This window comes from Chamaesiphon minutus PCC 6605 (assembly GCF_000317145.1).
Classification (GTDB): Bacteria; Cyanobacteriota; Cyanobacteriia; order Cyanobacteriales; family Chamaesiphonaceae; genus Chamaesiphon; species Chamaesiphon minutus.
Map to the genome: position 1 here is coordinate 4,095,358 of NC_019697.1, position 26,778 is coordinate 4,122,135.

Sequence of the window (26,778 nt, forward strand, 5' to 3'; positions counted from 1 at the left end):
GAACTGCACCTAAATACCTAGATCAAACTATACATAACTAGACAAATTATCTGTTATAATGATTTTATGTCTAGTTTAACGCCACAGGAAGCAGCCACCTTACTCGGTGTAACGGTTAGAACCCTACACAGATGGGAACTTGATGGAAAAATCAAGTCCACTCGCACTGCTGGCGGTCATCGTCGGTATGACATAGCAGATTTAATTAGCAATAAATCGGATACTCAATTAACAGTAGGCTATGCCAGAGTTTCTAGTCACGACCAGAAAGAAGATCTAACTAGGCAAGTTATAGTTTTAGAAAGTTATTGTGCTAAACATGGCTGGGGGTTTGAAGTAATTCAAGATCTTGGCAGTGGAATGAACTATAAAAAGAAAGGACTAATTAGGCTAATCAAGTTAATTACATCTTATCAAGTTGAACGACTAGTTCTAACTCATAAAGATAGATTACTTAGATTTGGGTCAGATCTAATTTTCACATTATGCGAACAATTTGGAACAGAGGTGATAATTATCAATCGCTCTGATGATAGTACATTTGAGGAAGATTTAGCATCAGACGTACTCGAAATCATCACTGTATTTTCTGCTCGTTTATACGGTAGTCGTTCTCATAAGAATAAGAAAATAGTAGAAGAGTTAAAGGAGGTAGCAAAACAGTTATGAGAATCAGTTTTAAAACCGAACTAAAACTGAATAACTATCAAAGAACTCAACTGGCTAGACATGCGGGTGTAGCTCGTCATGCTTGGAACTGGGGCTTAGATCTGTGTAAAAAAATTCTCGACTACAATCGAGAAAATCCAACAGAGAAACTAAGATTTCCATCAGCGATCGATCTGCATAAATTCCTAGTCAAGTGGGTGAAGGTTGAAAACCCTTGGTATTACGAAGTATCCAAAACTAGCCCTCAATATGCGCTGAGATACTTAGCGAGTGCATTTTCTGATTTCTTTAGAAAGAAAACTGCGAATGGTCGGCGGGTGGGCTTTCCCAGATTCAAGCGCAAAGGTCAGCATGATAGCTTTACCTTGGAAGGGACTATTAAAGTTGAACATCGTTGGCTTCAATTACCAAAAATAGGAGTAGTAAAGACTTACGAACGATTGCCGCAAGGATTGACGCCTAAAACAGCAATAATTAGTCGAACCGCTGACCGTTGGTTTGTCTCTTTTAGCTATGAAGTCGAACCAAACACTACAGCTAAACTAGTTGGTGTTTGTGGTGTAGACTTAGGGATTAAAACACTAGCTACTTTAAGCACAGGTGCAACGTTCCCCAACCCTCAACCTTACCGTCAATCTCAATCCAGATTAGCTAGGCTTCAAAAAGCAGCTAGCCGCAAGGTTAAAGGCTCAAACAATCGACAAAAGGCGAATTTAAAAGTAGCCAAACAACATGCAAAAACTGCCAACATTCGTAAAGATACACTTAACAAATTAACTACTCACTTGGCTAAGAACCACAGCCAAGTAGTAATTGTAAGATTTGAATGTATCGGGAATGTTATCCAATCATTGTTTGGCTAAGTCAATTGCTAGATTTAGGTATGTATGAATTTTCGTCGCCAATTAACTTATAAATGTGAGCTATATGGTAGTGAATTGATTACTGTAGGTCGCTTTTTTCCAAGTTCTAAAACTTGTTCTTGTTGTGGGCATATCCAAGACATGCTGCTCAAAGAACGTGTTTTTAACTGTCAGCAATGCAATATCACTATCGACCGCGATCTGAATGCTGCACGCAATCTAGAACATCAAGCTCTGTCTTGTCGCACACAAACGGGAGGGAACCTCCCGTTCGATGCGCCGCTTATAGTAGCCTAAACACTATACTGGGTGCAGCTTGCGCCTGGAAGCCTACAGAGGGATAGCCGCTCCGATGCCCCCGTTGAAGTAGGAAGTAGACATCAATCTAGCTTGTCTAGATTTGTATAGGTTCTATCAAGCGGAGAGCGGCACAACAAACTGTACAGCTACCCGATGGTACTGAGTTGGTGGCAGCAGGTACGATAATTACACCCCAAATTGTCGCTATGGCTGAAAAATGGGAGATCCTCGATCTACTCTATCGAGCTGCTGGCGGTAGTTTGACGGCACCTTTGGGCGCGCGAGTCGGCGAAGCGATGGCGGGGTTGGGGATCGATCGAGCGCAGGGACGACGCGCGCAACGAGCGGTATATGCCCCAGATGGTTATATTATTGCCGCGCAAGGGCAAATTGTCACCGCACGGACGATCGAGCGCGCTAAGGCGACGCGCCAAGAGTCGGCATTATTAGAAGCAGTCGGGTTGACGGCTCCTGCGGCCTTGCAGTCCCAAGCAGGCGCGTTAGCTGTCAGTACGGGCGATCGACTCAAAACCACCACAACAGCAGCCAGCGATCGAATTCAAGCCAGTACGGCAAACATTTGGGAGCGGGTTAAACAAACGAGCAATGAATTGCAAGGCAAAAGCGCGCAAGCACTCGAACAACAGCGGATTAAGCGCGCTTTAGGTCGCCCGACTACTCGAGTGATTCTCGATCGCGACGATCGGGTCATCTTGAATATGGGCGAATTAATCTCTTATAAAGCGATCGCCATGGCTCGTGATGCAGACGTCCTCGATCTATTGCTGGATTCGGTCTATACCGAAACGCCGCAGTTCTCGATCGAAGAGCTACGCGCGCCAGCCAAGGGGACGGCAGCTCTGTAAGATTTGAGGGAAAAGGGTAAAGGAACACGCTGGCTATATACCCCTTCGCCCTTATCGCTTAACCTTTCTCCCTCACATCACTAAATAGTCAATACATGTCGATGCTAAATGTGAATCGATCGATTACACCTTACAATTATCTAAAATAAAAAAATAAGTATGTCTCTGACAAAGCGTTGGATTGCAGAGTTTTTGGGTACCTTCTGGTTAGTGCTGGGGGGCTGTGGGAGTGCAGTATTTGCCGCAGCATATTCGGATCGTGTTGGCTCGGCAACTAAAGCAGCGGCTTCATTAGGGATTGGGACAATTGGAGTAGCACTGGCTTTTGGATTGAGTGTTTTGACAATGGCTTATGCGATCGGTCATATTTCCAACTGCCATCTCAATCCCGCAGTATCGTTTGGCCTGTGGGCTGGCAAGAGATTTCCAGCATCGGAATTATTGCCTTATATTATTGCGCAAGTCGGAGGATCGATCGTGGCGGCTTTGACGATCTACTTTATCGCCACGGGTAAAGATGGCTATGCACTTGCGGGGACTAACCCACTGGCTACGAATGGGTTTGGCGTCCACTCACCGCAAGGTTACACGCTGCTAGCGTGCGCGATTACCGAAGCTGTGATGACATTTATGTTTTTGCTGGTCATCCTCGGGGCGACAGATATTCGCGCACCGCAAGGGTTTGCACCGATGGCGATCGGGTTGACGCTGATACTGATTCACCTAATTTCGATTCCAATTACCAATACGTCTGTAAATCCGGCTCGCAGTACTGGGCCAGCTCTGGTGGTAGGAATATTCGGGCAAACAGAGTTGTTCGGCCAGTTGTGGCTGTTTTGGATCGCGCCGACGATCGGTGCGATCGCAGCGGGATGTTTCTATCATGCCATATTTGAATCAGCCGCACTCGGCCAAAAAGCACATCCCGAACGGCAGGCTAGTGGCGATCTCTAACTCGGATCGGCGATTTTCCTAAATAATGTTGGTTTCTCCCCATGGAGAGGTTGACATTATTTAATTGGCTTGAGCCAGGTAAAGCAGAAACAAGCACCCGTAACTCGATCGTCATCCAACCAGATCCGCCCCCCTTCACCTTCCACGATCTTTTTGACCATAGCCAAACCAATACCAGTATTCTCGGTCGAATTACTCGGTTTGAGCGTCTGAAAAATCTCAAAAATTCGATTCCTAGCCTCGCCAGCAGGGATACCTGGGCCATCATCGGCGATCGAGAATTGATACTCGATGTTCAAGTTTTTGAAAACTGCTGAAGTGTATGATATGGGATGAAGGATCGGTATAGAAAGGTAAAGACATGCTACTCAATAAGCCTTTGCCCTTCATCGAAGACTTTATCAACGAATTGAACAAGGGACTGAAAAGTTACAATCCAGATGGGGGCTTGAGCAGAATTCAGCGTGGATGGATCGGATTCTGTCTGATGGGCATAATACTGACGAACAGCGTATGCTGGGCAAGATTTGAACGGGTGAGCCTGGGGAAATACAGCCTGGGAGCCTTATCATGGATGTTTCGCAAATCCAAACTGCCATGGGAGATGATGCTTCAAGTTAGTATAGCAATAGTGCTCAAGCAGTATGGTATTTCTGGAGGTACTTTGGTGACTGACGACTCAGATCATCAGCGCAGTAAGAAGACACCAAGGTTATTCAAAACCCATAAAATCAGAGACAAAGGTAGCGGGGGATATATAAATGGTCAAAACATAGTGTTATTAATACTAGTTACTGACAAAGTGAGCTTGCCAGTTGGATTTGAGGTCTATCAACCTGACCCTCAACAACAAGCATGGACAAGAGAAGATCAACGTCTGAGAAAGAAAGGTATCGCGAAAAAAAACCGCCCAGAGGCTCCACCCCATAATCCAGACTACCCAACTAAACCAGAATTAGTGTTGCGATTAATGGAGCAGTTTCGGAAGCACCACAGTCAAATCAAGATCAAAGCCGTCGTTGCTGATGCACTATATGGTCAGGCAAAATTCATGGATGCAGCATCAGGCTTATTTGGTGGAGTCCAAGTCATTAGCCAATTGCGTTATAACCAAAATATTCGTTTTCGAGGCCGAAAACAAAGCCTAAAGCACTATTTTTCAAGTTATCCGGGAGTTCCTCAAGAGTTGAGTATTCGAGGTCAACCTGCCATTACAGCCAATGTTGGAAGTATCAGAGTGGAAGTTTGTGCTCACGGAAAAAAGCGATTTGTGATTGCGCTGAAGTATCCGGGTGAGCAAGATTATCGATATTTAGTTGCTACGGATCTGACTTGGCGCACCATAGATATCATCCAAGCGTATACACTGAGATGGTTAGTAGAGGTTTTCATCGAGGACTGGAAGTCTTATGAAGGTTGGGCGCAGTTGGCCAAGCAAACAGGTAAAGAAGGGACAAGCCGTGGCCTGACCCTGAGTCTGTTGCTTGACTTATGCCTCTTGCTTCACCCGAGACAAATAGCCCGCGTTGACAGCAAGCTGCCCGCATATACTGTGGGCAGTCTACTCCGCAATCTTCAGATGGAAGCTTTGTTGTTATATTTTGAGCAGTTGCTACAAGCACCTAATCCGGTTGAGCAGTTGAATCAATTAAGTCAATCAGTTCAGGAGTTTTCCTTTTGTAGATCGTCTGGTAAACATATGAGTGGTAGAGATTTAGGTCGCTTAGAACCCACTCCCTCCCTCAATCGTCGAGCTGTAGCTTAAAAACTTGAACATCGAGTGATAATAATCGCCACAATCTTTAGCACCGATCTCAATCCGACCATCAGCGCGTTGATGATGTTTGATTGCATTACTCATTAAATTAGCAAAAACTTGACCGAGTAAAATCCGCTTGGCAGTAATTGTCGGCAACGGTGAGACCATCTCGATCTCAAATCCGACAGGCGGATCGAGCGAATCGATCGTCTCGGCGATCAGTTGGGTTACATCCACAGTTTCGGTTGCTAAGTCCTCTCTACCCAATCGCGAATAGCGCAGTAATCCATCGATCAGCGCGCTCATCCGGTAGACGCGTTGGCGTAGGAGTTCAAACTGCTGTCGTTCGTCCTCACAGAGGCGATCTTTAATATCCTCTTCGATCCATTCTGCCAGATTGGCGATCGCCCGCAATGGAGCTTTGAGATCGTGGGAAGCGATCCGCACGAAGCTGTCTAATTCCTCATTCCGTTCTGTAAGCTGATGTTGTGCTAGTAGAAGCGAAGTATTAAGCTGTTGCAGCTCGACGGTTTGTTGTTGATTTGTGAGTTCTAATTGCTTGCGGTGGGTGATATCTAGAACGGCAGAGAGAAAATAACTAGGTGCGCCGAGTTGACCTTCAGGGGCGATTTCTCTCACGAGGGAGACTGTCAGGCTGACCCATACGTGGTGACCCTGCTTGTGAATATACCGTTTTTCGAGCGTATATTCTTGAATCTCATCTTGCAATAATCGATCGACTAAAGCTATATCTTCACAAAGATCCGCAGGTTCGGTAATATCGTGAAAAGTCAATTGTAAGAGTTCTGCACTGCTGTAACCAAGAATCTCGCAAAACTTACGATTTACCCGCTGGAACTGACCCTGGGGAGCGACATGGGCAAAGCCTACAGGGGTGTATTCAAAAGTATACCGAAATAGTTCCTCGCTAGCTTGGATCGCAACAGCAGCGTCTCGACGATCGGTAATATCGCGCGAAACGCCTAATATGCGCTCGACCCGACCCTCCCCATCGAGGATAGGGGTGACAATGACTTCCCACCATTTGGGCTTACCTGTAGCAGTCGGACAAAATCCTTCAAATTCGCCTCTTTTGCCATCTCTAGCTAGATCTAGAGCGCGTTCGATCTTTTCCGCTGCGTCACTAGGCCAAAGTTCGCTCCAGTGCTTATTGACGATCGTGGTAAAGTCCTTAATTCCCAACCTACTGAGTCCGCCATGGTTCATGTACAGCACACGGCCTGCCAAGTCAAACACCTTGATACAATCATTATTGCTTTCTAAAATCTGGCGTTGAAATTCTTCACTGCGACGCAGTGCTTCTTCGTTGCGCTTGAGATCGGTGATATCGGAGATTAAGCCCGATAGATACACTTTGCCCTCTTCATCGGTGCCGATTTCGCTGACCCCAACCAACCACCGGATGCTGCCATCCCGACAGACAATCCGATATTCACAGCGGTGCTGTGGCAATCTCCCCGCAACCGTCTCTCGAACGATGGCTTCTACCCGTTGGAGATCGTCAGGGTGTATCCTTTGCGACCATTCACTGTAAGTTTTTTGCGTGCTATCGGGTTCGTAGTCGAGTAAAATTTCAAATTCGCGCGTCCAATATAACTTGTTTTCTGCTAGTTCCCAATACCAAGCCCCAGCTTTAGCGACTTGAAGGGCTGATGCCAAGCGTTCGCTGTAGCGTTCGAGACGAGCGCGATCGCTTTGGGCTTGCTCGATCTGAGTCAAATCGCGGCCTTCAGGAATCAGTAGGATGACTTCACCACGATCGTTACGAATTGGCGTCAACGAAAAATCTAGCGGAATTAGGCGATCGTCAGCACCTGCTATTTCAACCCGATAACGGACGAATTCGCCAGCCGCCGCCCGTGCGGTAGCCGCGCGCATCTGTTGTTGGACTGCTGGCGAAAATTTCCAGCCCGACACTTCCCAAAACTTGTGCCCGATCGCTTCTGCTGCTGCCATCCCCCCAAATTTCAAGGCCGTCTGATTGGCTTCGAGCAGCGTCCCATCCGGTTCGACTAAACCGATAAACTGGAATGCACCATCAAAAATCGCTCGAAACTTGCGTTCGCTGAGCTGGAGAGCCATCATCGCTTGTTTGTAAGGCGTCATGTCGCGCATCAAGACCACCGCACCCAGCTTTATGCCAGTAGGGCTATAGATCGCCGTAGCGTTTGCCAACAGCGATCGAGCCATGCCATCTTTAGGGGCGATCGTCATTTCTTGACCGACGACCGCTTCGCCTTGCAACGCCCGAAACAATGGAATCTCAGACTTAGTTAAAGGTCTAGTGCCATCGCCATCGTAGAGATCGTAATATTTAGCCCACTCTTCTGGTGCGAGCGGTTCGGGTGGCAGCCCATGAAAGTTTTGTGCCATCTGGTTAAATAATACCAATCGACCATCGGCATCGCACGCCACGATTCCGTCCGAAGCATAAGCCAGCAAAGCTTCGAGAAACTGAGTAGATTGCTGCCGTCCGGGGATAGCTGCCTCCCCACCCAGCCGCATCGCCGTACCAATCCAGATCGTCGTTCCATCTGGCTGCACGTCTGGCTCTAGTTCGACCTGAAACCACTCCCAATTCCCTAGATTACCAATCAGTCTTAGCTTGAGTTCTAACGGCTCCTGCCGCCTAATTGCCACCACCCATGTACTCGCGAACCGCTCGCGCTCCTGAGGGGACAATAGATCTGTAAATCTCTGGGGGCACAGATAGGATGTCGGTAACGGCTTGTCTTCAGCACTGACAAGATCGCTGCGATCGTTGTTAATGGTCTCATCACCACTAGATCGCCCGATATATACAGACCACAAATTATTGACGCATAAAACCTCTCCCTCTTCGCTCATCAACCACGCCACATGAGGGATTCGTTCTAATAGTTTTTGAGAGCTAACATTTACGGATGCTGATAAAACTTGCCCTGTATCTACTGTCATAAGCGGGTGCCGCTAATCTAATGCTTCGTGAATAGCTCAACCTATTCATTATAAGTCATTAGTTATGGATTTTTTACCGCAGCACGAGATTATAGCAGATAACAGCTATATTTCAATTTTGCTTAACAATAGTTTAACAATTATGTAGCATGACATAGCCAAAGGAGACGGGGACAAAGGTCTAAGACCTAAATGTCGATTGACAGCATCAATTAGTAGACGTAGGACTCAAACCAATCATAAATGCGATCGAGTTGGGATAATGTCACCAACCCATATTGCCAAAGCACGATCGGTAAACTGCCGCGATTGGATTGAGACTGTTTGAGAGCTAGTTCTACTGATTCGTCGGGCAAGCTGAGATCTTGACGGAGAAAGCGGATGACCTGGAAAGTAGTTTGGTCTGACATGTGATTATTTTGAATATTAACTAAGTTTTAAAGTTGTAATTTAGAGATAAAATCCAGTCTCAATAAAAAGCGACCGGATTGCAAATAATTTAAAAAGCGGGGTTTAAAAAGTTTTTAAAAATCGAACCAGACAGCGGACTAACTTAGTGATAACTCGTGCTTAAAGCATCAACCAAAGAAACAAGTTTAAAAGTGGCGATCGATCCTCAAACTTGCTTCTTCGGGCAGAGTCAACCGCTGCGACTACGCTTCATTCCACAGTTCGCGGACGCCATCTTCGGGCAACCAGCTAGCGATTTCGGCAATGCGCTCGGCTGAAAGTTCGCGCTTAGTGGCAGTAAATACCGCTTTAACTGCATGTTTGCGTTGGCCGTCTTCATCATCGGGACTGCGTTCTAGTCCGCCTTCATTAGCCGCCCGAAAGAAGAACCGATCGGAATCGATCTTAAAAACGCCAGGGCCTTGCCAAGGTGGACGTACCCGACTCAGGAATCCCACAATGGGATTGCTATCCTTCCATAGGTCTGTGACTTCCAGTTGGAGTGCCTTTTCATCAGTCGGCATCATCTGCTCGTGTAGCTCGTCAGCGACCCGATCTGCGGCTTCAGTCGTCATTAAATCCCGCATAATCCGGAACACGACTTCGGTAAAATCTCTGGCATCATAAGGGTCGGCAAAACCACCCTCAACCATTACATACTCTAAAAACGATCGATCTCGATCGGCAAACATCGCACGGGGATCTTCAATTTCGGTCGGGTCCACTTCTGGGGTGCGTTGCTTGGTTTCATCAGCATTAATTGCTGGTTCCTCTACTCCCGTTCTGGAAGCTTCTATCTCCGCTGCCGCTTTACTCGTAGTTTTATCTACCATAATTATTTCCGATCTGCTTCGATCGAGCTTGCTTTCTGATTTCTAATAAGATTCTACGCAAGCCAAACCTCTGGCACATCCTTCATTAGGTAGAGACTCACTCTAACGAAAGACACACGATCGACGCCAATTCGGGTTAAGAATTGCTCTTTGAAGCCATTCTTGGAGTGGTGCTTGGAGAACCCCCAGATCCGAGTTCTCCAAGCACCAGTAATCAGCGCAACCCACAAATTAAATAATTCGAGAGCTGCTAGTAGAGTAATGCCTCAAACACCCCCCACTAGCACCCAAACTACGCCGAAGCGCGCTCCATCTGCTGCATCATCAACTTTTCAGCCTCAGCTTCAACCGAAGCAGTCCCCGGGATCGGACGCGTCCAGAACCGATGTTCCTTAATCGCATCGATAAACGCCGTTGCAAACTTACCCATCTCCGAAACATCGCGGCTGGCAATTACACCCAACTGCGCGCTCATCTTACCATTCACCTGAGCCGCATCGATCCCTTTGAGATCTGCCTGCATCAGTAAGTCAACACCCTCACCAGAACCCGCGATCGGTTTAAAATGCTTGAATGCCTCATGAATGAAAGTTAAAGCCTCACCGTGAGCCTTTAAAGCCTCGATGCTCTGAGATCCACCGGGCACATAGACTGCATCGTAAAGTACCGAAGCTGTCGTTAAGAACGTCTTATCGACTTCGATCGACGAATTACCGTCAGCACTGGCGATCGTGCCACCCATTTTCGATACGATATCTGCGGAGATACTCATCGCACTTAAGGCGTGCTTGAGCGTTGCCAACTGTGCGCCATCTACGCCATCGGCGGCTAAGATTGCGACATGACGACCTTTAGCAGTCTTGGTGGTGTTTTCTTGGCTCAGGGCTGCCGACGAGCGACCGTGGTTTTCGGTGGCGGGAGCGGCGGGTGCGGGCATTCCCAAACCGATGGCAACGCGCTTGGCTAACTCATGGTCTACGTTGTTGAAACGCTCGATCATCCGCGCCTGGACTTCTTTATTCTTGACTTTACCCAGCTCGAAGTGACTGGCTTCGACGAGGCGATCTTTCTCGCCTTTAGAAAGACTGTTCCAGAACAGAGTCGCTTGTGAGAAGTGGTCGGAGAAGCTCGGACTGCGTTCGCGAATCTTATGCCCTTCGACGCGCTCTGGGTAAGTCACAAAACCACCATCTTCGGGCGCAACGGGCGCGGGGAGATTGCCGCCGAGCGAGTTGGGCGAGTAATTCACCCGACTGGTTTTAATATCCATCTGCATCCGTCCGTCTTGATTGTTGTTACTAAACGGACAAACGGGACGGTTGATGGGCAAATGAACGAAGTTGGGACTGCCCAAGCGATGTAGTTGCGTGTCGTGGTAGGACATCAAACGACCCTGCAACAGTGGGTCGTCGCTAAAGTCAATCCCTGGCACCACATTTGATGGTTGGTAAGCAACTTGTTCGGTTTCGGCGAAGAAGTTATCGGGGTTACGGTTGAGTACCATTTTACCGATCGGGCGAACTGGCACCAATTCTTCGGGAATCATTTTTGTCGAATCCAAAATGTCGAAGTCAAACTTGTGTTCGTCTTCTTCTTCAACAATCTGGACGCCTAATTCGTACTCAGGATAGTTACCTTTTTCGATCGATTCCCATAACGTCCGGCGTTGGAAATCGGGATCTTTACCTGCAATCTTTTGGGCTTCATCAAAAACGTTGGAGTGTACGCCCGCTAATGGTTTCCAGTGGTACTTCACAAAGCGGGACTTGCCTTCTTTGTTGACCCAGCGGAATGTATGCACTCCAAAGCCTTGCATGGTGCTGAAATTACGCGGTAATGTCCGATCGGATAGCAACCACATAATCATGTGCATCGATTCTGGCACTAAGGAAATAAAGTCCCAGAAGCTTGGATGCGCGGTTGATGCCTGGGGCATCTCATTATCGGGTTCGGGTTTCACCGCATGGATGATATCGGGAAACTTAATGGCATCCTGAATAAAGAACACCGGAATGTTATTGCCGACGATGTCATAGTTGCCATCTTCGGTGTAAAACTTCACCGAAAACCCCCGCACGTCGCGGACGGCATCCGCAGAACCGCGCGAGCCGCCAACGGTCGAGAACCGCACGAATACAGGCGTTTTGACGGCTGGGTCTCCTAAAAACTTGGCTTTGGTAAATTCGGCCATCGACTCATATGGCTCGAAGTATCCGTGTGCGCCCGCACCGCGTGCGTGAACCACCCGCTCGGGGATGCGCTCGCGATCGAATGCTGACAACTTTTGTTGAAAGTGAAAATCTTCGAGCAGTGTCGGCCCGCGCCCACCAGCTTTGAGCGAATCATCTGTGTTGCTAAGTGGATGACCCTCATCGGTAGTTAGTTTTTGACCGGGTTCTACGCGATAGTTTTCTAGGCTTCGATCTTTGCTTTGCTCGTTAACTGGATGTTGCTCGCTCATAAAAATGTTGTGGGGTGCTGTTTTGAGCTGGTTGTATCGATCGCGCTTGGATTGACTTTAAATGGAATGAAGGTAAATCGCGATCCTAAAGTCATCAGGATCTACTCGCTATCTAAATCTAAGCAAAATCGACTTTTTTAAGCTCTGTCTTTAGATAGAGATATCTTAACTATTGCTGCTGTAGATGTAGCTGTTGTGTTAACTTTTAGATTATATTTTTGCTTAAGCTGCTGGTGTTTTCTTCACCTTGTTATTATAAGTATCGTGTATTTGACAAAGCAAAAATTAAACCCAGCATAACTTGAAATACTTGCTCATTGAAGTGTTTTTTCTGTGATTAATAAAAATTCTTGAATTGAGATCGTAAATTAGGGGAGATATCTACGGATATCTCCCCTAGCTATTTGTAAAATTAGATAAGATTTTTTGTGCCTCCATACAACAGTTTTAACTAAAATAGAAATCGGATATCTCGCTCGACTAAGGACTCGTTGTCGGACTAGCAGAAGGTTTAGTTGTCGAATTCGGACTTGGGCTAGTTTTGGAATTTGTGCCAGGAGGATTTGTCGTTCCCGTACCAGTACCCGGACTAGTTGTCGGGCTAGTTGTCGGGCTTGTCGTGCCCGTACCAGTTCCATTTCCAGTGCCGCCAGTACCAGATGGCGAACAGGAACTAATCAGTATTGAAACACTAGCCACTAAAGTTAATAGCAAACCAATTTTCTTCATAACTCCTCGCTTAAATAGAACAAGGTGCTACCGACAAATAAAACGTCATAGTGCTAGCCGACTTTTGGTAGATCGAGTAAGTTAGCTACAGTCACCAGATCGTCCTATCAATAAAATTGCGGGCGAATCTTTCGCTCGACAAGACTAGATAACATCTGATGCTGCCTAACTCATTCACTAGCACTAATAACGATCTCAATTCTCAGTTACATCCTTAACTACATACGTTAAGGAGCGAGCTAGTTTAAAACCTCTGTCGATCGAGAGATATCTGTAGTGTAAAAGTTGCTGACTGGCAAATATTATGATAAGTCTGCTGACGATCGGTCGAGTGCCAAAACTATTTAATTAAATCAAATAGTATCTATCTAAAGATAGATATTTGGTAGCAATGAATCTTCTCGATCGAGCTGAGAATGGATTCCCCAACCTCAAGATTTTGATGCCCTGAATCTAATCGATACCTGCTACCATGGGGTAAATAAAACTTCAACTCTGGCATTCTATTTGACGCCAAGATCGCACCATCACAGGTAGCCAACGACTCAGATCGGTCGCTCGGCAAGAATTTTTAGTTGCGAGCGATTGACAGATTGCGTCTGAGATCGACGCTACAAGCGAACCCGTCCAATTCACAACATTTGCACGCAAACATTCTGGATGGTAATCGTATCGACCTAGACGCAATAATTAGCTGGCACCGGGCAACATTTATATCTGCAAAATTCAAACTTTGAAACCGAAATGACTTCTTCAGATCTCATCTCTCAAGTTAATCGATCGATCGCGATGCTGACAGATCCGAAACTCGCATCCTCAGAGTTAGGACTGACCAATTGCGATCGCGAACCGATACATATTCCCAATGCCATTCAAGCTCATGGCGTCTTATTGACATTTACTCAAACAGATCTGAAAATTTTGCAAATCAGTCAAAACTGTGATGTATTGCTCGGTCGATCTGCTGCTGCTTTTTTGGGACAACCGCTATTGGTATTGATGGCACCAAGCCAGATTGCCAAGATCGAAAGCTGTCTGAATGATGACTTTGAGAATGTCAATCCGCTACGACTATCGTTACAAGTAGATGGCAAATCGCAGGGATTTGAAGGGATCTTACATCGCGCCGATGGGGTAATTGTCCTAGAAATCGAGCAATTGGCGATCGCCGAAGATCCCGCACAGGCTGATGCTCGAACTGTGAACTTTTTTGACTTTTATAAATTTGTCAAAGCACCGATGGCGCGGATTCAGAATACCCAAACCCTCGCCGAACTCGCGCAGCAAACTGTCACCACCATTCGCACGCTGACTGGTTTCGATCGCGTCATGCTATATCGGTTTGCTGAAGATGGTTCGGGCAATGTAATTGCCGAAGCCAAAGCCGATTTCCTCGATTCTTTTTTGGGTTTGCATTACCCCGCTAGCGATATTCCCAGACAAGCCAAAGAACTCTATCGACTCAATTTGTTGCGGATTATTCCCGATGCCTCCTACACGCCATCACAACTAGAACCACAACTCAACCCAATTACGGGCGAACCGCTCGATCTGAGCCTGTCGGTGCTGCGGAGCGTATCGCCAATGCATACTGAATATCTCGCCAACATGGGCGTCCAGGCATCGATGTCGATCTCATTGTTGTCTGCTGGTGGAGCCTCCCCCTCTGACAGTCGGCAATTATGGGGATTGATTGCCTGTCATCATGACAGTCCCAAACAGCTCTCCTACGAGACGCGGACGATTTGTGAATTTCTCGGACAGGCGATCTCTTTTGAGGTTGGCTCTAAAGCCGATGCTGAAGATTTGGACTACAAAATACAACTTCAAACCGCTCAGGCACGATTTATCAATACGATCGCTAATTGTCAAAGTCTGGGCGATGGTTTTGCCCAAAATCCTGACGATCTGACTGCACTTGTGGGAGCCACTGGTGCTGTTTTTTGCGAACGCAGCCAGGTGACTGCTTTTGGGAGTACGCCACCCTCAGCATCGATCGCCGATTTAATCACTTGGATCGACACCCAGATCGGCGAAGATGCTGTGTTTAGCACCAATACTCTGGTGAGCGAATACCCCCCCATGGTACCTCATAAAGATGTCGCTAGCGGGCTATTAGCATTGCGGATATCGCGCATTCAGAAGACCTATCTCCTGTGGTTCCGCCCCGAAGTACTGCAAACCATCGACTGGGGTGGGCAACCAAATAAACCAGTAGAGGTTGAGGAAGACCACACGCTGCGGCTGACACCCCGCAAATCCTTCGATTTGTGGAAAGAGACGGTACAGCTCAAATCGCTACCCTGGAAGCCTTGCGAAATCGAAGCTGCACTAGAACTGCGGAGTCGAATTATCGGCATCGTCCTTCAAAAAGCTGACGAATTAGCCGTATTAAATGCCGAGCTAGAGCGCAGTAATATCGAGCTAGATTCATTTGCCTATGTTGCATCTCACGATCTTAAAGAACCACTGCGCGGCATTCACAACTATTCCACCTTCTTGATTGAAGATTATGGTGACAAGTTGGGCGAAGATGGCACCCACAAACTAGCAACGCTAATGCGGTTGACCCAACGGATGGAAGATCTGATCGAATCCTTGCTGCACTATTCGCGCTGCGGTCGAGCCGAACTGCTATTTCAGTCGGTGAATTTGGCACAAGTGCTCGATAACGTGCTAGATACGATTAAGATCGGTCACCCGTCGATCGCTGCTGAGTTTGAGCTCCCGCGACCGCTACCCGTCGTCAAATGCGATCGCACCCAGCTTAGGGAGCTATTTACCAACCTGATTAGTAATGCCATCAAGTATAACGATCGCGACCCCAAAAAGATCGAGATTGGCTATATCTTGCCAAATGAAAGTCACGACTCGGTACCCGCAGATCTCGATCTCGATCGATCTCAGACGATCTTTTATGTCAAAGATAATGGCATCGGCATTCGTGCCAAACATCTCGAAAATATCTTCAAAATCTTTAAGCGGCTCCACCCAGCAAATAAGTATGGGGGTGGAACTGGCGCAGGCTTGACGATCGCCCGCAAGATTGTCGAACGTCATGGCGGCACTCTAACTGTAGCATCTACTTTTGGCGAAGGCAGCACTTTTTACTTTACATTAGGGTCGCGATCGCGTAGCGTCTCCCTCGGAGGATTGTGAAAGACCAGTCTCACTCACCAACCTTACTCATTGTCGAAGATAGCGATGAATACTTTGAAGTATTGAGTCGGATTATTATGGATATCAGCGATCGGCCACTATCGATTCATCGCTGTATCGATGGCGATGACGCACTCGACTATCTCAATCATGAAGGAATTTATCATACTACTGGCGAGCATTCCAACCCCGATCTGGTTCTCTTAGATCTCAATTTACCAGGTACCGATGGCCGAGAAGTGCTGGTGACGATCGATGCTTCCAAGCATCTCAAAACCATCCCCATCGTCGTGCTCACCACCTCTTCAAATCCCAAGGATATTCAAACCTGCTACGAGTCTGGCGTCAACAGCTACCTACTCAAACCGATGAAAATCGACGAGTTACGCTATCTCATCCGAGTCCTCCTCGATTATTGGTTTAAAGTCGCAATCCTACCAACGACAAGTAAGGTAGAGGGTAGAGAGTATTGAGAAAAATTCTCCTCGTCTCCCCGCTCCCACATCCCCACTCTCCTCACAATCAATCTCCTAAAGTGCGTTAACATAGAAGAGTGGCGGGTATAGCTAGATGCTTAATAAGACGCTATACCCATCTGAAAATTTATTAAACTTCCCGCGCTATTTTAGTCTCCATCAAAGGTCGATCGGAACATTCTTGTTTTATCGGGGTTGTTACCTTGTCAATGATTGCCATTAGTAATAAATATATCAGTGTAGATGACGTAGAACCGTTAAGCTGCAACATTTTAATCGTAGACGATTCAGAAACCGATCGAGCGACCTATCGGCGGTACCTAGAGTCGGGAAATGAGATTGGGTATCAGATCTGTGATTGCGAGACGGGAGAGGATGCCCTGGACTTTTGCGATCGCCATTGCCCGGACGTCATCTTACTAGATTACTTACTTCCAGATACAGATGGGCTGCAATTTCTCGAGGAACTGACCGAGCGGATCGGTAAGCTACCGCCAATTGTGATGCTAACTGGTCAGGGAAATGAGGCGATAGCTGTAGAGGCGATGAAACACGGTGTCAGAGATTATCTCGTCAAAGGACAACTCACACCTCAGAGGTTAGTAAACTCAGTGACCAATGCCTTGACCGCACAAAAGCTCCAATCCCAGATCGACAGTCAAAAGCGACAGAGCAATTTACTCGCCAGTATCATGTTAAAAGTCGGTCACTCGATCGATTTAGCAGAGATTCTCCAAGCTGGAGTCGATGGCGCGCGCGAACTTTTAGAATGCGATCGGACGATGGTGTATAAATTGAATCCTGACCTGAGTGGCACGATCGTCTCAGAGTCGGTATTACCACAGTGGTCGCCATCGTTGGGACAGAAGATCGAGGAAAATTGCTTTCAGGGCGAGCATTCGCACTCGATCTCAAAATATTTAAACGGTCACAAAGTGGCGATCTCCAATATTCGGGCGGCGGAGCTATCCCCTTGCTATGTGGAAATGCTGGAGCGTTTTCAAGTTAAGGCTGTATTAGTAGTGCCGATCTTGTTACGAGAGGTGTCGCCAGCGAGCGCGCCGACCGTCTGGGGACTACTAATCGCCCATCACTGCAAGACTGCGCGAGAGTGGAAAGCCGACGAGCTGAATTTACTCGATGAAATGTCTGTACAAATGGAGGTCGCGATTCAAAAGGCAGAACTAGTCTTAGATCTCCAGCAGACATTAGCCAAACAACAAGCTGTCGATCGGCAATTACGCGATCGAGTTATCGAAATCGAGCAAACTAATTTGCGGTTATCTTTAGCAACTAACTTACTCGAAAAACGCAATCAAGAATTAGACGAATTTGCTTGTATCGCCTCCCACGATTTGCAAGCACCCTTACGCGGCATTTCCAATCTTGCCGATTGGCTCGCCAAAGATCTCGACGACAAACTCCCGGTTGAAAATCAACAGCAACTCAACCTAATTCAGTCCCGAGTCCAGCAAATGAATGCGTTGATTAATGGCCTACTTCTATATGCCCGTGTCGGTCGCGAAAATGTCGATCCCACGACTGTAAATATCAGTGAAATATTGAGAGAAGTCATCGAAACGATCGACCCGCCAGCCGATTTCAAGGTGCATTTTGCTAGCCACTTGCCCACTCTAACAACTCAAGCTTTACTACTCAAACAAGTTTTTGCTAATTTAATTGGTAATGCCATTAAATATCACGATCGCACTGATGGCACGGTAGAAATCTTAGTCAAAGATCGAGACTATTTCTGGCAATTTACAGTTGTCGATGATGGCCCAGGTATTGCCCCAGAGCATCACAAAAATATCTTTGGCATCTTCCAAACTTTAATGGGCAGAGATAGTAATAAAGGCTCAGGCATCGGTCTAGCGATCGTCCAAAAGATTGTCGAAAGTCGCGGTGGCTCAGTGTGGTTAGAATCAGCTTTAGGTGAGGGCAGTGCGTTCTCTTTTACTTGGCCAAAAATACTTTAATAACGTAAGTTGCTAATTATTAGTAAGCCACCGACTGGAAGTCGTGGCTAGCGATGCAAAGTCCGCCTTCTCTACGAGACGCTACGCGAACGCGGACTAAGAATCAATTAATCTAACGCGCCTGAATAAATGGCTTGGAGATAGAATTCCAACCGACCACAATTAGCGCGATCGCGAGAATTAAACCAGTTAGTACGATTAAAGGATCGCTAATTTGCCGAATGCCAATCCCAACTAGCGTCCAAACCGTTACCAATAAATAAGCAGTATCTTGACGTTGAGTAAAGGCAACGAACGCGATCGCAGCACTAATTAACATCATAATTACCGTCCAGATTGATGGACTTAATAACCAATTGTTGCCATTAATGCTATAGAGTGTGCTGGCAATATTGACAATCGTCGCCGCCGAAATCCAACTCAAATAAATACTAATCGGAATTCGCAAAAACCATTGCTCCAGTTTGGCAACTCGCTCGCGACCGATTCCCAACCGATCGTACATGCCAATTAGCGATAGCAAAATTCCCAGCATTGCTAAAATCGATAAAGGGAATTGACGTGCCAAAAATAAATAAATCCACACGCATTGACACGCACACGCGATCGCCAATAAATATCCGCAACGTTGCAAGCGCGGATTGTACCGCTCCGTCGATTGAAATTGATAAATTCCAAATGCAACCAGTCCCAAATAAATCATCCCCCAGATACTAAAAGCATAGTTAGCAGGTGTCACTCGCACATCAGCAAATATGGTATTAGCAAGCTCACCAATATTTGCCCCACCAGGTGGAAAGATATTCGAGAGCGTATTGACAAAAATACTACCCAAAATTGCCACAGCAGTAATTAATTGTCTCCATAAATCCGCATCTGAATTTCGGTTAGAAAGTTTCATAAATTATTTATATAACTCGTTTGTGAATATTTATATTAGCTCTCTAGCAATATACAGGTCGAAAACATTCCTCTACAATCGTCCACTCATAGCGACTAGTAGTCTACGGCGTAAATAAGGTTACTATTTTGCGGGGAGCGATGCGCGCACGCCTTTGTTTCCCGACGGGTTAGCGCATCAGCGACGCATCGACCTGGAGGTTCCCTCCAGGTTGTGTGCGTCAAGACAAGACAGCGGGGAAAGAAATGGTTGGTTAATTTCTGCCGCATAGTACTAGCTTAATTAAGAGCCGCTCTACATATTGTTTTTTCAATCGATCGTCCGAGCATTGTGATTAATCGATCTCGTGTTTTTCTAACTTAGATACTTACACGATCTGCTCGTAATAGTATCTGTCTTTGGATTGAAGATTGAGAATCAATACCAACCAGCTTTCGCTGTGGAAATCGCTCGATCGGGCTGAGTCAGACCGATGTTGTCGATTGGCTTTAGACGGCGACGCTCCAGAACATTGGCATAGCAGCTAATTTGCCGATCGAGCTTGTCGCAGTCTCAGTACCAAAGAGCATCACGCAGGCTGAAACCACGATCGATAGCGAACCTTCCTACTTGAGATACATGACTATATCTACAGTCGCCAAGTGATAAGATCTTTCGATCGAGAGACTTTAGGTATTGTAAAAAATTGTTAAAGTTTTATAATCAAAATGTAATAGCTTTTATCCTTTCCGACCCACTCTTACGGCAGTAAATTCTTATGGTTTCTGGTGTTCCCCTCCGGCAAATTTTACAAGCCAAATCATCACAAATATCCGAACGAATGTATGAGTTGAATTTAGTGCGGGTCATAAAGGGGACAGCGGTAACATTGGTGGCGATGGCTTTAACTAGCTGTAATTCTGCCCCCAAAGATGGTGCTGAGGCCCAGACTAGACCTCGTGGAGCCGAACGCAACCAGGCAATAGCGGTAGATGTGGCGATCGCCGCCACAGCCCCATTAGAAACGGTTCGCGAATACACGGGGACGACTCAACCCGTGCGAGAAGTAGCAATTCGCGCTCAAGCAGAAGGACAATTACAACAATTGAATGTCGATGTCGGCGATCGCGTCAAGCAGGGTCAGGTATTAGCCCAAATCGACGACGCAATTTTGAGCGCGCAGACAGCCGAAGCCCAAGCCGAATTAGCCTCTAGGCGCACCGAAATCGTCCAATTAGAAGCTCAAGTCAGCGATGCCAAAACCCAAGTCGCCCAAAATCGCTACCAACTCCAGCAAGCCCAATCCGACGCGGCGCGTTATGCTTCCCTAGCTAAGTCGGGCGCGGTTTCTAAACAACAAGCCGAACAATTTCGCACCCAAGCCAACACCGCCGCCCAAGTACTGCAATCGGCACAAGCCAAAGTCCGCGCCCAACAACAAGCGATTATCGTTGCCAGAAGTAGGATTGCCGCCCAGCAAGCAGTAGTTGCCCAGCAACAACGGCGGCGCGGGTATGCAGTAGTCGCCGCCCCAATTTCAGGTGCCGTCCTCACTCGCTCTACCGAACGCGGTAACCTCGTCCAAGTCGGCAACGAACTCCTGCGCTTGGGAGACTTCAGCCAAGCCAAAGTCAACGTCCAAGTCTCCGAACTCGACCTAGCCAAAGTCCGACTCAACGGCACCGCCAACATCAAACTCGACGCCTTTCCCAAAGAACAATTTAGAGGCACAGTCACCCGCATCTCCCCCGCCGCAAATCCCACATCCCGACTCATACCCGTCGAAATTACCATCCCCAATCCCACAGGCAAAGTCGGTAGCGGCTTACTCGCCCGTGCCACCTTCACCCAAACTACACTCGATCGCGTCGTCATCCCCCTCTCAGCCCTCCAAGACGATCGCGCCAATACCAAATCCCCACAACCCAATCCCAACTCCAGCCAACGCGCCCCCACCCCATCCACACCCCGCACCAATGGCACCTTATTCGTCATTACCCGCCAAGGCGAACAGACCAAAGTCACCCCCCGCACCGTCACCCTCGGCCAACAAATCGACGGCAAAGTCCAAATCCTCTCTGGTCTAAACCCCGGCGAACGCTTCGTCTCCCGCGCCAGCAGACCACTTAAAGACGGCCAACCAGTACGGCTGAGTATTTTGTCAGCGAAGTAGCGGAGCGGGGGAGAGGGGTAGTGGGGGCGCAGGGGAGCAGGGGAGAAGACAGGGTAAGTTAGTTGTCGAGGAAAACATCTTAAATCTTGGTGCTTAGTCATCAACCGCCCTGAAATGAATTTTTTCGTTCCGTTCGCGTTGGCGTTGGCGTAACCTGACGTAGGCACAGCGTTTGCCTTAGCAAAAAGGCTACGCCAACGGACTAATACCAATTCTCTAAATTACTGCTACAGATCTTTACCCCTCCCAACCTCCCCTTATAAAAGGGCTACGGTGTATACACAAGTCTGGATAAAAGCGAAAACCCTAGAAATCCCCCTAAATCCCCCTTAAAAAGGGGGACTTCCGGATCTAGTTCCCCCCTTAAAAAGGGGGGTTAGGGGGGATTCAGATCTCGAAACGAAGTCCAACAAACTTGTGTATACACCGTAGTATAAAACGGAGGAGCAAATTCTAGAGCTTTATCTGTAGTCCAATTTTTTAGATTTGGTATAACAGCGAAAGTTCGCTTCAGCGAACTAAAGTGTTTTCCCTGCAATAAGCTAAGCGTAGGGGAGGGCTTCGTGCCCAACTCACCAAACTTATCACCAGTCAAACCCTACCCCGTAGCAACTAAGTCCGAACCGACCCCATACCCCACTTAGCACCAACAACCTACATACGCAGGGGAGTTTGAGGGGCGGCGACCGAAATCGCGCTGAGGTCTCCTCAGCGTGCGTTTCGGTCAAGACGCGTCCCGCCCCTCAACGGGGGGTCTGGGGGTCGGCACCCCCAGATCCGGGTTCTACAGCACCAAAAGCGATCGAAACAAAGCCCCATCTTCCACAGCACCAAAAGCGATCGAAACAAAGTTCCATCTTCCACCGTACTAAAAGCGATCGAAAGAAAGCCCCATCTTCCACAGTACCAAAAGCGAAACAAAGCTCCATACCCCAGCTAACAAACCAAACATTCAGACCCTCCCCGCAGGGGAGCAAGCATAAATCACCACCATGCAAAACCCCCCCGCCCCCACCTTCAGCCTCAGCACCCTCTCCATCCGCCAATATATCGGCACCCTCATGTTGACCCTTACCGTCATCATCGTCGGTATCTACTTCACCACCCAACTCCCCGTCGATCTCCTCCCGTCCATCACCTACCCCCGCATCGGCGTCCGCCTCCAATCCCCAGGCATCTCCCCCGAAGTCGCCATCGACGAAATCACCCGCCCCCTCGAAGAAGCCCTCGCCACCACCGACGGCGTAGTCCAAATCTACTCCCAAACCCGCGAAGGCCAAGTCAACCTCGACCTCTACTTCAACCCCGGTAGCAACATCGACCAAGCCCTCAACGACACCACCGCCGCCTTCAACCGCAATCGCAACCAACTACCAGACTCGATCGAAGAACCCCGCCTGTTTAAAATCGACCCATCCCAACTCCCCGTCTACGAACTAGCTCTGACCGCACCTTCATTAAAGGATGTAGACCTACGCATCTTCGCTGACGAAGAACTCTCCCGCGAACTGAGTATCGTCGATGGTGTCGCTTCCGCCGATGTCTCTGGCGGCGTCCAAGAAGAAGTCCGTGTCGATATCGATCTCAATCGCCTCCAATCTTTGGGAATCAGCCTTCCCACAGTTCTCGAACAACTCACCCAACGCAACCAAGACGTCTCTGGCGGACGCATTCGCGGCGATAGCTCCGAACCTCTCACCCGTGCCGTCGGACGCTTTCAGAATGCCAGCGAGATTCGCGATCTCGCTTTTGCTACAGGCGGACAATCGGCTGCCAGTAACACTACCCCTTCTGCGACTACCACCGCCACAACCACCCAAACTACTCCGACACAGCAAGTCTATCTGCGAGATTTTGCCACAGTCACCGATGGCACCGAAGAAGAGCGAGTACTCGTCAATCTCAACCGCCAAAAAGCAGTCAAAATCAGCGTTCAGAAACAGTCTGATGCCAATACAGTATCGGTCGTCGATGCTGTCAAAGCCAAGATCGCGCAATTGCGAACATCGGGTGTCATTCCCGCCGACATGGTAATCACACCGACATTGGACGAATCGGTCTTCATTCGCAACTCGCTGGCAGATGTAATTATCTCTGGTTTATCTGGCGCGCTCCTAGCAGCAATTTCGGTATTTATCTTTTTAGGCTCGCTGCGGCAGACATTTATCATCGCCCTCACCATTCCCCTGTGTACTTTAGCAGCCGCGATCGTCATGAAGTTGAGCGGGTTCTCGCTAAATATTTTTAGTTTGGGGGGATTGGCAATTAGTGTCGGACAAGCGATCGATACTTCAGTCGTAATTCTCGAAAATGTCAGCAAACGGATCGAAACCCTCAAACTCGATCGCGAAAAAAATGGGTCTAATAGCGATTATGCCCGTGAAGCGATCGCTGCTGTCGAAGATAGCAGTCAAGAAGTCGAATCCTCCCTCGTCGCCTCCACTGCTGCCAACCTCGTCTCCGTACTCCCCTTCGTACTCGTCGGTGGTTTTATTTCCTTACTATTTAACGAGCTGATTCTGACGATTTGCTTCGCAGTAGCTGCTTCTCTAATTGTCGCCCTAACGGTCGTCCCAATGTTGTCGGCGCGGCTATTCTCGATCGAACGTACCAGCGGCTTAAATCGGCTGTGGTTCTTGCGGGCATTCGATCGACGGCTCGAAGGTGGTACGCGCATTTATGGTAATGTCCTCGCCAAAGCGATCCGCCGTCCGGCGATCCTCGTCGTAACCGCATTCGTCCTGCTCGGTGGTAGCGGTTTTCTCATGGCAGGGCAAATTCCCCAAGAAATCCTCCCCCGCATTAGTACCGGACAAGCCAACGTCAACGTCCAATTTCCCTCCGGGACCTCACTCGCTACCAACCGTCGCGTCATGGCAGCAGTTGACGACGTACTACTCAAACAACCAGAGACACAATATGTGTTCACTACCGCTGGCGGTTCGCTCTTTGGCAATACCGTCTCCTCCAACCCCTCCCGCAGTACTGGTAGCGTCACTCTCAAACCCGGTAGCGACATTCAAGACTTCACCGAACGTACCACCCGCGAACTCAATCGGCTCAACCTCGCTGGAATTCGCGTCCGGGTGTCCGCAGGTTCTGTGCGTGGCTTGATCTTAAATAACTCACCCGTGCGGGGAGCCGAAGTAGATGTCGTGCTTCAGGGGCAAAATGCCGAAGTCCTGACGCGTGCAGGACGGCAAGTATTGGCCGCTCTGGACGATCGGGTGAAATTATCTGCTTTTCGTCCCGATGCCGACGATCGCCAGCCAGAAGTCCAAATTCGCCCCAATTGGGAGCGTGCTAACGCCCTGGGTCTGACCACTCAATCGATCGGTAGCACCATCCAAACCGCGATCGAAGGTTCCGTCCCCACCCAGTTACAACGCAACGAGCGACTAGTCGATGTCCGGGTGCAGTTGAACCAATCCCTGCTCAAACAACCCTCTCAGCTTGCACAAATCCCCCTATTTGTCAATAACAATTCCCTAGTCCGGTTGAGCGATGTCGCCACAATTTCTGAAGGACAGGCTCCCGGCGAAATTCAACGCATCAACCAACGCCCTGTCTTTATCATCGCGGGCAACCTGAATAAGGGCGCGAGTCTGGGCGCAGCTATAGCCGAAGTCCAACAGATCGTTTCCACCCTCGATTTACCCGACGGCGTGACGTTGCTCCCTAGCTACGCCGGACAAACCAACCAAGAACTCCAAAGCGCGCTGGTATCGCTAGGCGGTTTAGCAGCCTTCTTAGTCTTCGTGGTCATGGCAGTTCAATACAACTCGATTATCGACCCGCTGGTGATTATTTTGACCGTCCCCTTGGCCTTAGTCGGGGGATTATTGGGCTTGTATATCACCCAAACTGCGATCGGGATTACCGTTGTCGTCGGTGCGGTGCTACTGGTGGGAATCGTCGTCAACAACGCTATCATCATGGTCGAAACTGCCAACCAAATCCGCGAAGAAGAAGGACTCGATCGACATAATGCCATCCTCAAAGCAGCCCCCCAACGCCTCCGCCCGATTCTGATGACCACTGTCACCACCGTCTTAGGACTATTCCCCCTCGCCCTCGGTATCGGCGAAGGCTCGGAATTTTTGCAACCATTAGGGATTGTTGTCTTCTCCGGCTTAACCCTCGCCACCCTACTGACGCTATTTATCATCCCCTGCTTTTACGTCCTGCTCCATGACATTTTTAAATGGGGCATGGGCATCGGATCGCGCGATCGAAAGCATCCGTTACTCACTTCGGATCGTCATTCATAAATCCGATCGGGATTTACAGGATGAAAGGATTTGCAGGATTAGTCTTTCGGCACAACCCCCGCTCCCAACTCCCCGCTCCCCACTCCCCACTCAAATACACCAACCGACAGAATCTATGTCAAGATTGTGTAAGCAAATCTGGACGAGCGGGTCGATAATAAACACCCAATCTTCAGGCGCAAACTACCTATTTCTACATTTAGACCAATGCCCGAGCGATCTCAATTATGGTTTGAACCGTTAATCTGGATGGATTTTCGATTAGCGGTAATCTTTACAGTCCTAATGCCATTGATTCTTTTAATCTGGGCATTCGCGCAAAAAACGGCTGTACTCCAGACTTTATTAATTATTTATTGGCGGGTATCGAGTTTACTCGCAATAACGGTCTACCTGGGGATCGGTTCGCTGCCGATTACATTCTTGGCATCCTTTGTCGGTCAAACTTTAATTCCGCTCTCCCTCTGGTTTTGGGCAGATCTTAACGAAGAAATTGCCGATTTACCCGATCGTCCGCTTAAGTTGGGCTTCTTAGCTTGGCGATGGGCGACAACTGCTTATTCTACCCTCAGCGCGATCGCTTTGATCCCCTTTCTCTCCTGCGCCTTCGGCGACGCCAAATCCGATTATTGTCAAGCTTGGTTCCAACCTTCTTGGCTGTATTATCAATTTTTTCACCCCAATTCTAAGCCAGAATTTCTCAGCTTCCTCGGCATCTTAGCTTTAGTTTTTTACGCGCTATGTCTGGGCTACTTCCTCATCGTCCGCCTCGGCAAACAAGGCCGCTCGGCAATGGCGGGAGATGAGTAGTTTAGGCTTTAGGTTTTAGGTTTTAGGTTTTAGGCTTTAGGCTTTAGAGGATTTTGGATTTTGCGGCTCGCGCTCTGGAGGTTCCCTCCAGATTGAGCGAGACAGCGACGCATCGAACGGGAGGTTCCCTCCCGTTTGTGTGCGTCAAGACAAGACAGGATTTTGGATTGCAACTGCTTTCCCACTCT

At 48.2% G+C, this 26,778-nt stretch carries 17 protein-coding genes and 1 pseudogene; 11 read left to right on the forward strand and 7 right to left on the reverse strand.

Annotated elements, in window-relative coordinates; translation table 11 throughout:
- Positions 1-66: 66 nt before the first annotated feature.
- From CHA6605_RS18770 to aqpZ, 4 genes and pseudogenes are all read left to right on the forward strand, one after another.
- Positions 67-669 (forward strand): IS607 family transposase, encoded by a 603-nt coding sequence (locus tag CHA6605_RS18770; RefSeq protein ID WP_015158570.1) that lies wholly within the window; start codon positions 67-69, stop codon positions 667-669.
- A pseudogene (locus CHA6605_RS18775) lies at positions 666-1,829 on the forward strand (RNA-guided endonuclease InsQ/TnpB family protein). The gene CHA6605_RS18770 and the pseudogene CHA6605_RS18775 overlap by 4 nt, the downstream one beginning before the upstream one ends.
- A gap of 209 nt (positions 1,830-2,038) precedes the next feature.
- Positions 2,039-2,698 carry a hypothetical protein gene (locus tag CHA6605_RS18780; protein WP_015160980.1) on the forward strand — a complete coding sequence of 220 codons (660 nt, stop codon included), beginning with the start codon at positions 2,039-2,041 and terminating at the stop codon, positions 2,696-2,698.
- A 159-nt stretch (positions 2,699-2,857) separates the two neighbouring features.
- On the forward strand, positions 2,858-3,652 hold the full coding sequence (gene aqpZ / locus CHA6605_RS18785; RefSeq protein ID WP_015160981.1) for an aquaporin Z: 795 nt from the start codon (positions 2,858-2,860) through the stop codon (positions 3,650-3,652).
- A 56-nt stretch (positions 3,653-3,708) separates the two neighbouring features.
- Here aqpZ and CHA6605_RS18790 read toward each other — a convergent pair whose 3' ends face one another.
- Complete coding sequence (locus CHA6605_RS18790) at positions 3,709-3,951, reverse strand: ATP-binding protein (protein ID WP_041548273.1); 243 nt, start codon at positions 3,949-3,951, stop codon at positions 3,709-3,711.
- Between the two features lie 62 nt (positions 3,952-4,013).
- On the opposite strand from CHA6605_RS18790, the gene CHA6605_RS18795 reads away from it, so the two are divergent.
- Positions 4,014-5,417: a transposase gene (locus CHA6605_RS18795; RefSeq protein WP_015160982.1), complete on the forward strand. Its 1,404-nt coding sequence runs from the start codon at positions 4,014-4,016 to the stop codon at positions 5,415-5,417.
- Here the strand turns inward: CHA6605_RS18795 and CHA6605_RS31820 are convergent.
- The 5 genes from CHA6605_RS31820 to CHA6605_RS34345 all read right to left on the reverse strand — a co-directional run bounded on the left by CHA6605_RS31820 (position 5,376) and on the right by CHA6605_RS34345 (position 12,842).
- Complete coding sequence (locus tag CHA6605_RS31820; RefSeq protein WP_015160983.1) at positions 5,376-8,369, reverse strand: PAS domain-containing protein; 2,994 nt, start codon at positions 8,367-8,369, stop codon at positions 5,376-5,378. The two genes, CHA6605_RS18795 and CHA6605_RS31820, sit on opposite strands and share 42 nt — an antisense overlap.
- A gap of 212 nt (positions 8,370-8,581) precedes the next feature.
- Complete coding sequence (locus CHA6605_RS18805; protein WP_015160984.1) at positions 8,582-8,779, reverse strand: DUF2949 domain-containing protein; 198 nt, start codon at positions 8,777-8,779, stop codon at positions 8,582-8,584.
- Between the two features lie 243 nt (positions 8,780-9,022).
- Complete coding sequence (locus CHA6605_RS18810; RefSeq protein WP_015160985.1) at positions 9,023-9,652, reverse strand: DUF2267 domain-containing protein; 630 nt, start codon at positions 9,650-9,652, stop codon at positions 9,023-9,025.
- A 292-nt stretch (positions 9,653-9,944) separates the two neighbouring features.
- Complete coding sequence (locus CHA6605_RS18815; protein ID WP_015160986.1) at positions 9,945-12,113, reverse strand: catalase; 2,169 nt, start codon at positions 12,111-12,113, stop codon at positions 9,945-9,947.
- A 480-nt stretch (positions 12,114-12,593) separates the two neighbouring features.
- Positions 12,594-12,842, reverse strand: a complete 249-nt coding sequence (locus tag CHA6605_RS34345) for a hypothetical protein (protein ID WP_157260035.1) — start codon at positions 12,840-12,842, stop codon at positions 12,594-12,596.
- A gap of 744 nt (positions 12,843-13,586) precedes the next feature.
- Between CHA6605_RS34345 and CHA6605_RS18825 the strand changes: the two genes are divergently transcribed.
- The 3 genes from CHA6605_RS18825 to CHA6605_RS18835 all read left to right on the forward strand — a co-directional run bounded on the left by CHA6605_RS18825 (position 13,587) and on the right by CHA6605_RS18835 (position 18,456).
- Positions 13,587-16,001 carry an ATP-binding protein gene (locus CHA6605_RS18825; protein WP_015160988.1) on the forward strand — a complete coding sequence of 805 codons (2,415 nt, stop codon included), beginning with the start codon at positions 13,587-13,589 and terminating at the stop codon, positions 15,999-16,001.
- On the forward strand, positions 15,998-16,474 hold the full coding sequence (locus tag CHA6605_RS18830) for a response regulator (protein WP_015160989.1): 477 nt from the start codon (positions 15,998-16,000) through the stop codon (positions 16,472-16,474). Before CHA6605_RS18825 ends, CHA6605_RS18830 begins: the two co-directional genes overlap by 4 nt.
- 212 nt (positions 16,475-16,686) lie before the next feature.
- On the forward strand, positions 16,687-18,456 hold the full coding sequence (locus CHA6605_RS18835; protein ID WP_015160990.1) for an ATP-binding protein: 1,770 nt from the start codon (positions 16,687-16,689) through the stop codon (positions 18,454-18,456).
- Between the two features lie 112 nt (positions 18,457-18,568).
- On the opposite strand, the gene CHA6605_RS18840 is transcribed toward CHA6605_RS18835, so the two are convergent.
- Positions 18,569-19,357, reverse strand: a complete 789-nt coding sequence (locus tag CHA6605_RS18840; RefSeq protein WP_015160991.1) for a tryptophan-rich sensory protein — start codon at positions 19,355-19,357, stop codon at positions 18,569-18,571.
- Positions 19,358-20,114: 757 nt separating this feature from the next.
- Between CHA6605_RS18840 and CHA6605_RS18845 the strand changes: the two genes are divergently transcribed.
- The 3 genes from CHA6605_RS18845 (at position 20,115) to CHA6605_RS18855 (ending at position 26,590) form a co-directional block, all read left to right on the forward strand.
- On the forward strand, positions 20,115-21,509 hold the full coding sequence (locus CHA6605_RS18845) for an efflux RND transporter periplasmic adaptor subunit (protein ID WP_015160992.1): 1,395 nt from the start codon (positions 20,115-20,117) through the stop codon (positions 21,507-21,509).
- A 992-nt stretch (positions 21,510-22,501) separates the two neighbouring features.
- Positions 22,502-25,780, forward strand: a complete 3,279-nt coding sequence (locus CHA6605_RS18850; protein ID WP_015160993.1) for an efflux RND transporter permease subunit — start codon at positions 22,502-22,504, stop codon at positions 25,778-25,780.
- Positions 25,781-25,987: 207 nt separating this feature from the next.
- Positions 25,988-26,590, forward strand: a complete 603-nt coding sequence (locus CHA6605_RS18855; RefSeq protein ID WP_015160994.1) for a DUF3177 family protein — start codon at positions 25,988-25,990, stop codon at positions 26,588-26,590.
- The last annotated feature ends 188 nt before the right edge of the window (positions 26,591-26,778 follow it).